Annotated in this window: 1 protein-coding gene; it reads left to right on the top strand. The window is 67.5% G+C overall.

The features are described from left to right. Positions 1 to 468, top strand: a 468-nt coding sequence (locus ABD116_RS21805) for a hemerythrin domain-containing protein (protein WP_343973101.1), incomplete at its 5' end; no start/stop codon positions are given. Positions 469 to 504: the final 36 nt, after the last annotated feature.

Below are 504 nucleotides of genomic sequence, written 5' to 3'. Positions count from 1 at the left end.
ATGTCACGACTCGAGGCCTTCGGCAACCAACTGGTCCAGTTCCACATCTACCTGCGTGAGTTGCTCGAAGATCTTCGTGATCAGGTCGAGGCGGGCGAGCCGGTCAGCGTCGGTGGGCTCGATCTGCGGGCGCACTGCCTGAGCTTCTGCCAGGCCGTCACCAGTCATCACACCGGCGAGGACGACGGCGCGTTCGCGGTGCTTGCCGAGCACTATCCGGAGCTTCGGCCGGTGCTGGCCGAGCTCACGCGGGATCATCACCTGGTCGCCGGCGCGCTGCGGCGGATCGAGATGCTCGACCAGCTCGAGCCGGCGGCGCAGGAGCAAGAGCTGGCGACGCTGGCAGCACTCCTCGAGACCCACTTCACCTACGAGGAACGCAAGCTGCTCGACGCGTTCAACGGCTTGAGCGGCCTCACGCCACCCGACCACCACCGCCTGACCCTCCCGTTCCGGCATACCACCTAACCACCGCCACCCCACCCCACCCACCCCGCGGACGCC

Origin of the sequence: Kribbella koreensis, from assembly GCF_039525325.1 — a bacterium.
GTDB lineage: Bacteria > Actinomycetota > Actinomycetes > Propionibacteriales > Kribbellaceae > Kribbella > Kribbella koreensis.
Note: the sequence above shows the minus strand (reverse complement) of the source record. Positions and strands in the feature narration are given on the sequence as shown.